At 71.4% G+C, this 13,782-nt stretch carries 8 protein-coding genes; all 8 read right to left on the bottom strand.

Annotated features, from left to right (window positions below):
• Positions 1-419 precede the first annotated feature (419 nt).
• Positions 420-2,168 carry an outer membrane protein assembly factor BamB family protein gene (locus J8M50_RS06885; RefSeq protein WP_029184022.1) on the bottom strand — a complete coding sequence of 583 codons (1,749 nt, stop codon included), beginning with the start codon at positions 2,166-2,168 and terminating at the stop codon, positions 420-422.
• A gap of 192 nt (positions 2,169-2,360) precedes the next feature.
• Positions 2,361-4,166, bottom strand: a complete 1,806-nt coding sequence (locus tag J8M50_RS06880; protein WP_010354920.1) for an ABC-F family ATP-binding cassette domain-containing protein — start codon at positions 4,164-4,166, stop codon at positions 2,361-2,363.
• A gap of 109 nt (positions 4,167-4,275) precedes the next feature.
• Positions 4,276-6,183: a sensor histidine kinase gene (locus J8M50_RS06875; protein WP_010354921.1), complete on the bottom strand. Its 1,908-nt coding sequence runs from the start codon at positions 6,181-6,183 to the stop codon at positions 4,276-4,278.
• A 278-nt stretch (positions 6,184-6,461) separates the two neighbouring features.
• Positions 6,462-7,244, bottom strand: coding sequence for an MHYT domain-containing protein (locus J8M50_RS06870; RefSeq protein WP_010354922.1), 783 nt, complete (start codon positions 7,242-7,244; stop codon positions 6,462-6,464).
• Between the two features lie 202 nt (positions 7,245-7,446).
• A complete protein-coding gene (locus tag J8M50_RS06865; protein WP_010354923.1) occupies positions 7,447-8,343 on the bottom strand; it encodes a 4-(cytidine 5'-diphospho)-2-C-methyl-D-erythritol kinase in 897 nt (298 codons plus the stop codon).
• A gap of 109 nt (positions 8,344-8,452) precedes the next feature.
• Positions 8,453-9,469 (bottom strand): 16S rRNA (adenine(1518)-N(6)/adenine(1519)-N(6))-dimethyltransferase RsmA, encoded by a 1,017-nt coding sequence (gene rsmA / locus J8M50_RS06860; protein ID WP_010354924.1) that lies wholly within the window; start codon positions 9,467-9,469, stop codon positions 8,453-8,455.
• A gap of 56 nt (positions 9,470-9,525) precedes the next feature.
• The gene (locus J8M50_RS06855; RefSeq protein WP_078480894.1) at positions 9,526-10,824 is read right to left on the bottom strand and encodes a resuscitation-promoting factor; all 1,299 of its coding nucleotides are present in this window, start codon (positions 10,822-10,824) and stop codon (positions 9,526-9,528) included.
• Positions 10,825-10,924: 100 nt separating this feature from the next.
• Positions 10,925-13,570, bottom strand: a complete 2,646-nt coding sequence (gene alaS / locus J8M50_RS06850) for an alanine--tRNA ligase (RefSeq protein ID WP_010354926.1) — start codon at positions 13,568-13,570, stop codon at positions 10,925-10,927.
• Positions 13,571-13,782 lie beyond the last annotated feature (212 nt).

The following is a 13,782-nucleotide window of genomic DNA, read 5'->3' as shown; positions in this document are numbered from 1 at the left end:
GGAACGCCGGATGACTCGGAACGCCGGATGACTCGGACCGCCGAGCGACTCGGATCGCCGGTCCGCCCGGAACGCCGGGCGACTTGCTCGCGCCGCCGACCGCCTGCACATGCCGTCGACTCGGGTGCGTGAGCGATCGGCGCACGCCGTGGGCTGAAGGGCGTGAGCGATCGCGTACACCGTCGGCTGAAGAGCGTGAGCGATCGCGTACGCCGTCGGCTCGGGCGCGTGAGCGATCGTGTACGCCGTCGGCTCGGGCGCGTCACCGGGTGCCGGTGAGCCGGTGCCGCAGGCTTGCCCGGTGCGCCGAAACCGGCGTGGGCCGTGCTCGCGCGGTTGCGGAGCACCGTCGTACCGGCCGACACAGGACGCGCGTTCACGCGCCCCGCCGGGCCATGGCGCCAACACATACGCGCCGCTCACTTGCCGTACGCCAGCATCAGCTTCTGGCGGGTGTCGTCGTTGCCTGTGATGCGGGTGCTGGAGAGGTAGAAGCGGCCGTCCAGCCAGGCCATGTCCCGTGACGTGAAGCCGTTCTCGATCTTCGCCGTGCTGGCCGGGAGTTGGAGGAGGGTCGAGGGGGTGTGGACCGTGCCCGTTGTGGGGATCGCGACGACCCTGCCGGGGGCGTCGTACGACGGTTCCACGTACGCGACCAGGTTCGTGCCGTCCGTGCGGACGGGCAGCATCGGGCCCTCGCCGGGGGACTTGACCCGCCACTTCTCCTTGCCCGTCGCGAGGTCGACGGCGACGATCTCGTTGGGGTCGCTGCCGGAGTCCGTGGGGAGGTAGAGGGTGTTCGCGTCGGCGGCCGTACCCCCGCAGCCCGTGAGGTCGCGGTGGAACAGGTCCCAGCCGCAGTCCGTACCGACCTTCAGGTCGAACCCGACCTGGGAGCGCACCCCGCCGTCCGCCTTGAACGCGGCGATGTTCATCAGGTTCTTGTCGTCCTGCGTGCTGTAGATCACCAACGGGTCGACGGAGAAGGCCCGTTCGACCTCCCAGCCCTTGTCCAGCGGCCGGGTCCACTTGACCGCGCCGGTCGCCGGGTTCAGCTCCTGGATCTCCGCGTGCTCATTCTTGCCGAGCGCGTCGCAGGAGGCGACGGAGATGAGGCGCGTGGCGGACGCCGCGAACGCCGAGGGGAAGCACGAGTCGCCGTACTTCTCCTTCTCGTACAGCGCCTTGCCGGTCCGTACGTCGTACGCCGCGCCGGACTGGGACCGCGCGACCATCACCGTGTTCCCGGCGAGCGAGAGGCTGATGCTGGACGCGCTGTCGAAGAGCTTGCCGTCGGGGACCTTGACGGTCCACCCCTTGGCGCCGGTCCGCAGATCGATCTGCTGGAGCTGGTTGCACTGGGCCCGGCTGCTGACCCCGCTCATGTACGCGACGACGACCTTGCCGTCGGCGGTCTGCTGGCGGGTCGCCGCGCAGATCTTCTGCGGGAGAGTGACCGTCGGCCACGCGGGCTTGCCGTCGGCGACCTGGTACGCGACGAGTTGCTTGTACGCCGCCTTCACCGCGGTCGTCCCCGTGAACCACATGCCGGGCGCGTCCGCACCGTCGGCCGGGGTGTCCGGGGCCTCCTTGTACCAGAGCACCTTGGCCTCGCCGGCCTTGCGGGAGGCGTTGAAGTCGGTGGTGTCCGCCTTGCCGTCGCCTGTGCCGTCGCCGGGGTTGACGGGGGCGCCGGAGGAGGAGGGCGACGACGAGGGGGCGGGGCCGGTGCTCTCGTGGGCGACGGGCTTCTTGTCGTCGCCGCCTCCGGTCACCGCGTACACGGTCCCGCCGACGACGAGGAGCGCGGCCACGGAGGCGCCGATGATGAGGGCGGGCCTGCGCTTGGAGGCGGGCTGCGGGGGTGGATACGCGGCGTAGCCCTGCGGGGGGTTGCCGTAGGGGGGTTGGGGCGTGTACGGGCCGGCTTGGTAGGGCCCTGGCTGGGGGTACCCGTAGCCCTGCGGGGGTACAGGGGGCTGAGCCGGCTGCTGGGGGGCGCCGTAACCAGGGGGCTGCTCAGGTGCGCCGTACCCCGGCTGCTGCGGCGGAGCCCCGTACGGCCCTGGTACCCCGTACCCCCCACCCTGAGGCGTAGTACCCGGCGGTGGCCCGAAGCCGCCCCCCGGCGCGTTGCTGTGCCCGTCGTTCGGCGGCGGCTGAGCCATCGATCCGTTCCCCCATGAGTTCACTGCTTTCCGGCCACGCACCGGACGTGTCAGATGGCCCTTTCTATCACTGGCCCCCGACGGCAGAACGGGACAGATCCACCCCTGTGTCCAAGGGTGGACGGCGCCGTGATGCCTCCGTTACGCGCCTTCACGCGCCCTTCACCGCGCACTCCGGCGCTCTGCGAAGTGTCACGCGTCCTCGGCGAGTTCCAGCCAGCGCATCTCCAGCTCCTCGCGCTCCGCGCCCAACGCCCGCAGCTCGGCGTCGAGTCCGGCGACCTTCGCGAAGTCGGTGGCGTTCTCGGCGATCCGCGCGTGCAGCTTGGCCTCCTTCTCGGTGACCTTGTCCAACTGCCGCTCGACCTTCTGGAGTTCCTTCTTCGCGGCGCGCTGGTCGGCGGCGCTCTTCTCGGAGCCGGCCGGCTTCTGCGGCACCGGAGCGGCGACAGCCGCCGCCTCCTCCATCCGCGCCCGGCGCTCCAGGTACTCGTCGATGCCGCGCGGCAGCATCCGCAGGCTGGCGTCCCCCAGCAGCGCGAACACGCGGTCGGTGGTGCGCTCGACGAAGAACCGGTCGTGGGAGATGACGACCATCGAGCCGGGCCACCCGTCGAGGAGGTCCTCCAGCTGCGTCAGCGTCTCGATGTCCAGGTCGTTGGTGGGCTCGTCGAGGAAGAGGACGTTGGGCTCGTCCATGAGGAGCCGCAGGATCTGGAGCCGGCGCCGCTCACCGCCGGAGAGGTCGCCGACGGGCGTCCACTGCTTCTCCTTGTTGAACCCGAACATCTCGCAGAGCTGCCCGGCGGTCATCTCGCGGCCCTTGCCGAGGTCGACGCGTTCGCGGATCTGCTGGACGGCCTCCACCACCCGTAGCGTGGGCGGGAGTTCGGTCACGTCCTGGGACAGGTACGCGAGCTTCACCGTCTTGCCGACGACGACCCGCCCGGCGGCGGGCTGGTCCTCCCCGCCGGTGCGCCACGCCTCCGCGAGCGCCCGCAGCAGCGACGTCTTCCCCGCGCCGTTCACCCCGACGAGGCCGATCCGGTCGCCCGGGCCGAGCTGCCACGTGATGTGCTTCATCAGCGTCTTGGGCCCGGCCTGGACGGTCACGTCCTCCAGGTCGAACACCGTCCTCCCGAGCCGCGACGACGCGAACTTCATCAGCTCGCTGGTGTCGCGCGGCGGCGGCACGTCCTCGATCAGCGCGTTCGCGGCCTCGATCCGGAACCGCGGCTTCGACGTACGCGCCGGCGCGCCCCTGCGCAGCCACGCCAGCTCCTTGCGGACCAGGTTCTGCCGCTTGACCTCCTCGGTCGCGGCGATCCGCTCCCGCTCGGCGCGCGCGAAGACGTAGTCCGAGTAGCCGCCCTCGTACTCGTGCACCGCGCCCCGCTGGACGTCCCACATCCGCGTACACACCTGGTCAAGGAACCACCGGTCGTGAGTGACACACACGAGCGCGGACCTACGACTCTGCAAATGCCGGGCGAGCCACGAGATCCCCTCCACGTCGAGGTGGTTGGTCGGCTCGTCCAGCACGATCAGGTCCTGGTCCTCGATGAGCAGCTTCGCAAGCGCGATCCGCCGCCGCTCCCCACCGGACAGCGGCCCGATGACGGTGTCCAGCCCCTGCGGGAACCCGGGCAGGTCCAGCCCCCCGAACAGCCCGGTCAGTACGTCCCTGACCTTGGCGTTCCCGGCCCACTCGTGATCAGCCATGTCCCGGATGACTTCGTGCCGGACGGTGGCGGAGGGATCAAGCGAGTCGTGCTGGGTCAACACCCCGAGCCGCAGCCCCCCGGAGTGGGTAACCCTCCCGGTATCGGCCTCCTCCACCTTGGCCAACATCCGAATAAGCGTGGTCTTCCCGTCCCCGTTCCGCCCCACGACCCCGATCCGGTCCCCCTCGGACACCCCCAGCGAGATCCCGTCCAGAAGCGCACGCGTCCCGTACACCTTGCTGGCGTTCTCGACATTGACGAGGTTGACGGCCATATTTCTCCTGCCCAGGGGGTTTACAGCTTCCCAGGGTAGTCCGCGCGGGTCGGGGGCCTGTTTCTGCCTGTCGGCCGCAGGCGACACCGACAGCCACCGCTGCCCCGGCCTACCGCCTTCTTTGCCCAGGCACCAACGCCGAAGCCGGTGCCAGACCCCTCCCCTGGTCCCCCATCGGCATGTCGTCCCGGATCAGGTTCTCCGGGATGAAGATCGCGGCGATCACCCCGCCCGTCTCCGAGGCCCGGATCTCCACCCCCAGCCCCTGCCGCTCCCGCAGCCGGTTCACCACGAACAGGCCGATCTGTTTGGCGTCCAGCAAGTCGACCTTGTCGGACTGGATCTTGCGGTTCGCGTCGGTGACCGCGTCGGGGTTCATGCCGAAGCCGCTGTCCTCGATCTCGATGAGGAGGCCGTCGCTCAGGCGGGCCGCGCGCAGGTGGACCTGGGCCGAGGGCGGGGAGAAGGACGTGGCGTTCTCCACCAGTTCCGCCAACAGGTGGACCACGTCTGCGACCGAGCCGCCCGCCAGGGAGACGCGGGGAGTTGCCCAGATCTGGACCCGGTTCGCGTTCTCGATCTCCGAGACGGCCGCGCGCAGGACGTCCGTCAGGGCGATGGGGTCGCGCCAGCCCCGGCCGGGGGCGATGCCGGAGAGGATCAGGAGGCTTTCCGAGTGGCGGCGCATCCGGGTCGCGAGGTAGTCGACGCGGTACAGGTCGTGCAGGTCGGCCGGGTGTTGCTCACGGTGCTGCATCGCCGCGAGGAGATCGAGCTGGCGGTGGAGCAGGACCTGGCTGCGGCGGGCGAGGCTGACGTAGACGCCGGAGATGCCGCTGAGCAGCTCAGCGCGCTCGGAGGCGGCTTTCAGGGCAGCGCGTTGGACAGCCGTCAACGCCGTACCGACCTGGGCGAGTTCATCCCCGACGAGGCGCCGCAAAGGAGCCTCGGCGTCGATGTCCACCCCTTGCCCGGCATGCAGGCGCCGCATCGCCTGCGGCAACCGCCGCCCAGCAACCTCAAGCGCCGAGTTCCGCAGATCCAGCAGCTCGACGATCAACCCCCGCCCGACCAGCACGGACACGAGCAGCGACAACAGCACACCGACGAGCCCCAGCACCACGGCCACCCCGGACGCCCCGAGCGTGTCCCACCCGAAGGGGTTCGCCTTGGCGGTCGCGGCGACCCCGGCGTCCGCCTCGGCGCTCGCCAGCCCGTTGAGCACCTGCCCGACTGCCGTGTCCCACCCGCCGATCGAGGCGACGGCACCGGTCTTCCGCACCTGGTCCTCGACGGCGCGCACAGCCGCGTACCGGTCCCCGTCGAGCACCCGCCGGTACTCCGCCTGATGCTCGGCCTTGAGATCGGCGACGGCCGGTTCGAGCAGCTCCCGCTGGTTCGCGACGGCGCCGACGAACGGGACGTACTCGGCGCGCGTCAACTGCCCGTCCGCCAGCAGCGCCTGCTCCTGCGCGACGGCCTCCCGCGCCCGCCCCAGCTCCAGCAGCACCCGCGCGTCGGAGGCGTCGGCGCTGTGTACGGCGCCGGCGAGCGCACCGGTGACGGCGAACCCGTGCCGGACGATCGCCGAGTAACCGTCGAACGTGGGCCGCGCACGCAGAGCGGTGAGCGCCCCGGTGTCCCCCTTGAGCGCGCCGAGCCGCGCGGGCAGCGCCGCGTCGAGGAGCCCGGCGTCGGAGCCGGCGGAGTTGACGCCCTTCAGGACGACGGCGGCGGCCCTGTCGGTGGCCGTCTGCGCCTTCTTGTAGCCGTCGGGGTCCCCGCGCAGCGCGGCCGTCCGCTCGCCCTGCACGGCGGTGACGAACTCCCCGACGGGCGCGAGGAGTTCGGCGTTGACGTCCTTGCCGCGTTCGGCGTCGCCGATGCTGGAGGCGGTCGTCACGGCGGCGAAGCCCCACAGGGCCATCAGCGAGACGACGGGCAGCATCAGCAGGGCGACGATCTTCGCGCGGACGGATCTGGGCCGCAGGCGGTCGGTCGCTCGGGGGATACGCATGGGAGACCTCTCAGAGAAGCTCAGAGCTTGTGTCACATCCCCGGTCGGATCAGCGCGCGTCGTCTGGTGCGTGCGATCGCAAGGCGCCGGAGCGTCCGCGTGGCGGAGCCACGTGGGCGTTTCGGCAACGCCGCGAGCGTGCGTGCCAGGCGGCGGGCGCCCGGCCGGGGATGTGACGCAAGCTCTCGGAAGAAGGGCGCGGCGCCGACCCCCGATACGGCACCGCACCCGGTCCAGAAACCCGGCCCGCCGAAAACTCGGCGTCCAGGGAGACCGGCTTACGCCGTAATCAGCTCAACCTCGCGCAGCAGCTCCGCCGCCACTGCCGAATCGTTTCGCCCAGCCCCGGTAGGCGACAGCGCGACATACGCGGACGCCAGGAACAGGAACGACCCCAGCACCACGGCCAGCGGGAAGATGAACTGCGTCGCCGTCACCCCGGCCAGCGCCGCACTGCTCGGCGCGAGCGAGATCTCGACGGCGAACATCGCCGTGTAGTGCATGGAACTCACCGCGAGCCCCATCACCAGCGCGGCGAGCGCCGCCAGCACCGGCCCCCGTACGACCAGCGTCAGCGTCAGCGCCGCCGTGGCCGCGACGACCGCGATCGCGACGGACGCGATGACCAGCGCGGGGTTGTAACTCACCTTGCCGTGCAGGTTCAGCGCGGCCATGCCGGTGTAGTGCATCGCCGCGACCCCGAGCCCCGTACCGAGCCCGCCCAGCACCACCGACGTGACCCGGGAGCGCCCGTACCCGGCGGTGAAGACGCCCGCCGCGACCACGCCCACCGACATCAGCAGGCTGAGCACGGTCAGCGGTACGTCGTACCGGATCGGCGTCCCGTCGACCGCGAAGCCCAGCATCGCGACGAAGTGCATCGTCCAGATCCCCGAGCCGATCGCGACGGACGCGAGGAGGAGCCAGTTGCGCTTCGACGCGCCCTCGGACTCCAGCGCGCGGACGGTGCAGCGCAGTCCGAGCGCCGAGCCGACGCAGGCCATCACATACGACAGGACGGGCGTGACCCATCCCGCGCTGAAGTGGTCCATGTGCCCCATCGGGACTTCCTCTCGGCCGGGGTGGCCGATCTTGCCATCCGATTCCGGCCGGTCAGAATGGCGCGAAAGGGACCATGAACCTCATTGGTGAACATTAAAATACTGTGGCGTGGATAACCCTCCAGGAGATGTTCACGCAGGCCAGCGCCTTACGCGCGGGATCTCCCCGAGCCCTTCACATGCCCATGACTAACAGGTCAGTTCAAGCCACGACGGTCGCGCCGGGCGCGGGGGCGACGGCCGTCCGCACGCTGCGGCACGTGCCCGACGCCGCGAGCCGCTCCGCGATGCGCTCCGCTGCGGCCTCGTCCCGTGCGAGGTACGCGGTCGTCGGGCCCGACCCCGAGACGAGCGCCGCGAGCGCACCCGCCGCACGGCCCGCGTCCAGCGTCGCGCTCAGCTCCGGGAAGAGGGAGAGGGCGGCGGGCTGGAGGTCGTTGGAGAGGGTCGCCGCGAGACCGTCGACGTCGCCCTTCGCGAGGGCTTCGAGCAGGGGTTTGGACGCGACGGGCTCGGGTACGACGACGTCCGCCGTCAACCGGTCGAACTCCCTGTACACCGCCGGGGTCGACAGCCCCCGTACGGCCGTGGCGAACACCCAGTGGAAAACGCCGCCGACCTCCAGCGGGGTGAGCTGCTCCCCCCGCCCGACGCCGAGCGCGGCGCCACCGACGAGACTGAAGGGGACGTCGCTCCCCAACTCGGCGCAGATATCGAGGAGTTCCTCGCGAGACGCCCCGATCCCCCACAGCGCGTCACACGCGACCAGCGCCCCGGCGCCGTCCGCACTCCCCCCGGCCATCCCACCGGCCACCGGAATGTCCTTCGCGATATGAATATGTACGTCGGGACTGCGCCCGTACCGCTCCCCCAGCGCGATCGCCGCCCGGGCGGCCAGGTTCGTCCGGTCCAGGGGGACCTGCCCGGCGTCGGGGCCCTCGCAGGTGACGCGGAGTTCGTCGGCGGGGGTGACGGTGACTTCGTCGTAGAGACCGACGGCGAGGAAGACGTTGGCGAGGTCGTGAAAGCCGTCGGGCCGAGGCGAGGCGACGGCGAGCTGGACGTTCACCTTGGCGGGGACGCGGACGGTGACGGTCACGCGGGCTCCTTGGGTCGGCGGGGTGGGGGTGGTGCTCGCGGGGGTCTTACGGCGTCGCGCTCTCGGCGCCACCGGAAAGCGTGCCCTCGGCGGTGCTCTCCGCAACGCCCTAGGCGTCACCGGAAGGCGTGCGCTCGGCGGCGTTGCCCGCAGGGCCCTCCGCGTCGCCGGAAGGCGTGCCCTCAGCCGCGTTCCCGGCAACGCTCTCCGCATCGCCGGAAGGCATGCCCTCGGCGGCGTCCCCGCCAGCGCCCTCCGCGTCGCCGACCCCCTTGTTCTCCGCGATCCTCGCGAACTCCTCCACCGTCAGCGACTCCCCCCGCGCCTGCGGTGAGACCCCCGCCGCCACGATCGCCCGCTCCGCCGCAGCCGCCGAACCAGCCCATCCCGCGAGCGCCGCCCGCAGGGTCTTGCGGCGCTGGGCGAACGCCGCGTCCACCACCGCGAAGACCTCCTGCCGCGACGCCGTGGTCTTGACCGGGTCGGTGCGGCGGACGAGGGACACCAACCCGCTGTCCACGTTCGGCGCCGGCCAGAACACGTTGCGGCCGATCGCGCCGGCCCGCTTGACCTCGGCGTACCAGTTCGCCTTGACGGAGGGAACGCCGTACACCTTCGAACCCGGCGCGGCGGCGAGCCGGTCGGCGACCTCCGACTGGACCATCACCAGCGTGCGCTCAATGGTCGGGAACATCTCCAGCATGTGCAGCAGGACCGGTACGGCGACGTTGTACGGGAGGTTCGCGACCAGCGCGGTCGGGGCGGGGCCCGGCAGCTCGGTCACCTTCATCGCGTCGGAGTGCACCAGCGCGAACCGCTCCGCGCGGGCCGGCATCCGCGCGGCGATCGTCGCGGGCAGCGCGCTCGCGAGGATGTCGTCGATCTCCACGACGGTCACCCGGTCGGCGACCTCAAGGAGCGCGAGCGTCAGCGACCCGAGCCCTGGCCCCACCTCCACGACCACATCGTCGGCCCGGACATCTGCGGTCCGGACGATCCGGCGGACGGTGTTCGCGTCGATGACGAAGTTCTGGCCACGCTGCTTGGTGGGCCGGACGCCGAGAACGGCGGCGAGCTCACGGATGTCGGCGGGTCCGAGAAGGGCATCGGGGGTGGGGCTGGTCACGGGACAAGGTTACGGGGGTGGGGAGGGAGGGTGTGCCGGTACGGGCGCGAGCCTCCTCACCCCTGCAACCGCGCCCCGCAGTGCGGCCAGGGGCTCGACCCCCGGCGTACGTACAACTTCTTCGCCCGGTACGTCTGTTCCGACGCGGACGCGTCCTGCGGGCGTCCGCTGCCGCCGAGGCTCTGCCAGGTGTGGGTGTCGAACTGGTAGAGGCCGCCGTACGTCCCCGACGGGTCGACCGCGTTCGGGCGGCCCCCCGACTCGCACGCCGCGAGGCCGCCCCAGTTGAGGCCGTCCGCGCCCGCGACCGACGTCGGCAGGGGCTTCGTACCCACCCGGACGAGCTGGTCGCGGGGTTCGCGGACGACCTCGACCCGGAGCCGCTTCGGCTTCTGGCGGACCCCGTTCACCGTCCTGAGCGTGTACGTCACCCTCCGCAGCCCCGGCACGCCCGCCTGCTCCACCACCTCCGTCCCCTTGAACAGCGAGGGGTCCTCGGTGTGGCGCACCTCGAAGTCGACCGGCTCCTCGCGGACCTCGCGGGTGCCGGTGATGCGCAGGACGGTGATGGTCTGGCCGTCGCGGGGGAAGCTGCCGGGCGGTACGGAGGTGGTGTCCTGCCCGGAGAGGGTGATCCCGGCGGCCTCGACGGCCTCGCGGACGGTCCCGGCGTTCGTCCGGATCGTGCGGGCCCGCCCGTCGGCAATGACGGTGACGGACCGCTCCGTACGGACGTCCAGCACGAGCCCGGCGCGGCCGATCCGCTGGGAGCGGGACGTGGAGACGTACGCGCCCTCGGCCCGGACACCGAGCTGTCTGAGCGCGCCGGCGACGGTGCGGGCGGTGGTCCACACCTCACGCCGGGTGCCGTCGAGGGTGAGGCGTACGGGGCGGCCGTAGTGGACGGTGACCTCGTCGCCGCTGGCGAGTTCCTCGCCGGGGGCCGGGACGACGAGGTCGTGCTCGCCGAGGTGGACCCCTTCCTCGGCGAGCAGTTCGGTGACGTCGTCGGCGAAGGTGTGCAGCGTCCGGGGCGTACCGTCGACGGTCAGTTCGACGGCCTTGTCCTGGGCGACGAACGCGCTGGTGCCGCCGGCGAGGAAGGCGACGACGAGGGCTTGCGGCAGCAGCCGGCGCACACCTGACTCGCCGGCGCCCTTGGTCTTCCGCCGCTTGGCGGCCCTCCTTCGCTGCCGGGGCACCACGGACTGGGGAGCCGCCGGTTGCAGGGCCGCAGCCTCAGAAAAAGGCCGCTCACCCGGATATTCCCCCTCCACGACAGGCGGCTCGTACTGCGGTGCGTACGTGTACTGCGAACTGCTCACGCCGACACGCTCCAGAAGACGGGGGTCCATCGGGCCCACAGAACCTAGCGGGTCCTACGTGACTCTCCAAAGCGACTCGGCTACTCAGGGTGCCGTTCGAATGAGTGGGGCTCCGGAGCGTGCCGGGAGTTCAGTCTTCGCCGAGCAGACGGCCCGCCTCGTGAGCCGCGAGGTCCAGCGCCCGGCGGAGTTCTTGAGGACGGCGTCCGCCCGCGCTCGCGAGGGGGCCCCTGCCCCCGGAGCCGCCGCCGACCGCGCGGGCCGCGTCGGTGAGGACGCGGCCGGCCTGGACGCCCCGCTGATGGAGGTCGGGCGAGACCGCGGCGGCGAGGAGGGCCTTGCCGTCGTGTTCGGCGCCGAGAACCACGACGGCCGGGGTGCGGCCCAGCCGGGTGAGGGTCTCGGCGGTGAGGAGACGGAGTTCGTCCGGGGTGACGCCGGTGACTTCCTGGACGATCAGGTGTCCGCGGCCGGTGCGCCGGGCTTGTCCGGTGAGCTGTCCGGCTCGCTGCTCCAGTTCTTCGGCCCTGAGCCGGGACAGTTCGTCCTGCGCGTCGGCAAGGACTCGCAGCCGCTTGCGCAGAGCATCGGGGGCATCTGCGGGACGGGTGCCGAGCAGGGCGGCGAGTTCGTCGAGCAGGCGGCGTTCGGTGTCCAGGTGGCGGAGCGTGCCGTGGCCGGTGAGCGCTTCGACGCGGCGGAGGTTGGAGCCGATCGAGGACTCGGAGAGCAGGCGGAAGGCGCCGACCTGGGAGCCGTGCGCGACATGGGTGCCGCCGCAGAGTTCGCGGGAGAAGTCGCCGATGTCGACGATGCGGACCCGGTCGCCGTACTTCTCGCCGAACAGCGCGACGGCGCCCGCGGCTTCGGCCTCGGCGCGGTCGGCGTGCCAGGCCCGTACGGCGGGGTCGGCGAGGACGTGGCCGTTGACGGCGGTCTCGATGGCGGTGAGCTGGTCCGGGGTGAGGGCGGCGAAGTGCGCGAAGTCGAAGCGGAGCCGGTCGGGTTCGACGAGGGAGCCCTGCTGGCGGGCGTGGTCGCCGAGGGTGGCCATGACGACGGCGTGCAGGATGTGCGTGGCGGAGTGGGAGCGCGTCAGACCGGCCCGGCGCCCGGCGTCCACGGCGGCTTCACCGACGGCGCCCGTGCGGAGTTCGCCGTGCAGGACGCGGGCGGTGTGGACGCGGAAGCCCGCCAGGCCGTAGCGGGTGTCGGTGATCCGTACGGCGGTGCCGTCGGCCAGGGTCAGGGTGCCGGTGTCGCCGATCTGTCCGCCGGCCTCGGCGTAGAACGGGGAGCGGTCGAGGACCAGTTCGACGTCCGTGCCCTCGCCTGCCGTGCCTCCCGGGATCAGGCCGGTGACGGTGACCTCGGCGGTGAGCTGCTCGTGGCCGAGGAACTCGGTGCGCGGAAGACCGGCGGCCAGTTCCCGGTAGGTGTCCAGGCGGCGCAGGGCCTCGGTGGTCCTGGCCCTGCCGCCGGCCTTCGCACGGCTGCGCTGCTCGTCCAGAAGCGCGGCGAAGCGGTCCTCGTCGACGGTGAGTCCGGCGTCCCGGGCGGCCTCGACGGTCAGTTCCACGGGGAAGCCGTAGGTGTCGGCGAGTTCGAAGGCCGTCTCGCCCGGCAGCGCGGCCGAACCGCTGCTCCGGGTACGGGCGATGGCGGCGTCCAGGAGCCGGCTGCCCTGGGTGAGGGTGCGGGTGAAGGACTCCTCCTCGGCGGTGACGACCTGCTCGATCAACGTGGCCTGCGCGGTGAGCTCGGGCCAGACGCCGGCGAGGTTGCCGATCACGGAGGCGGTGACGGCGGGCAGGACAGGGCCGTCGATGCCGAGCAGCCGGGCATGGCGGACCGCTCGGCGCATCAGGCGGCGCAGGACGTAGCCGCGGCCGTCCTTGGCCGGGAGGACGCCGTCGGCGACGAGGAAGGCGATGGAGCGGGCGTGTTCGGTGACGACCTGGAAGGACACCTTCTCCTCCCCCTCACCGGGGGCCTCTCGGCCGGCCAGTTCCTGGACGGTGCGGAAGGTGGGCAGGAGCAGGTCGGTGGTGCAGACGTTCTGCGCGCCCTGGAGGATCACGGCGAGCCGGTCCAGGCCGAGGCCGGTGTCGATGCTCTTGTGGGCGAGCTCGCCCAGGATCGGATAGTCCTTCTTCGGCGGTCCGTCACCGCGGACACTCTGCATGAAGACCAGGTTCCAGATCTCCATGTAGCGCTCGCCGTCCACGGCCGGGCCGCCTTCCTCGCCGAAGGCCGGGCCGCGGTCGTAGTGGACCTCGGAGCTGGGTCCGCAGGGGCCGGGGACCGTCATGGACCAGTAGTTGTCCTCCATGCCCAGGCGCTGGATGCGGGAGGCGGGGACGCCGATGCGGCGCCAGAGGTGCTCGGCCTCGTCGTCGTCCTCGAAGACCGTGATCCAGAGTTTCTCCTTCTCCAACCGGTACCCCTCGGTGAGGAGTTCCCAGGCGAACGCGATCGCGTCCTCCTTGAAGTAGTCGCCGAAGGAGAAGTTGCCCATCATCTCGAAGAACGTGGCGTGCCGGTTGGTCCGGCCGACGTTGTCGATGTCCGAGGTGCGGGCGCACTTCTGGATGCTGGTGGCGCGGGAGAAGGCTGGGGTGGTCTCCCCCAGGAAGTACGGCTTGAACTGGTTCATCCCGGCGTTGGCGAGCAGCAGTGTCGGGTCGTCCGGGACGAGCGGACTGGACGGCACGTGCCGGTGGCCCCGGGAGGTGAAGAAGTCGGTGAACTGGCTGCGGATCTGCGTCGAGCGCATGGCGGCATGACCTCACGGAAGGAGTCACGGAAGGTGGTCGAGGGGTGCACACGCCGAGCCGGGCCGAGAACAAGACTGAGAGGGTTCTCAGTTCTCCGGCTCGACGCAGATAGCTCGCGCCCCCATGGGCCGCACCTTTTCTCCAGATCCGTTGATCCACCGGTGGTGCGGCAGAGGTGTACGTCCGCCGCGTCGCCGACTGTAGCGGGTAC

The organism is Streptomyces acidiscabies (genome assembly GCF_020010905.1).
GTDB lineage: Bacteria > Actinomycetota > Actinomycetes > Streptomycetales > Streptomycetaceae > Streptomyces > Streptomyces acidiscabies.
The sequence above is the reverse complement of the archived record's forward strand: the minus strand, read 5'-3'. Positions and strand labels throughout refer to the sequence as shown.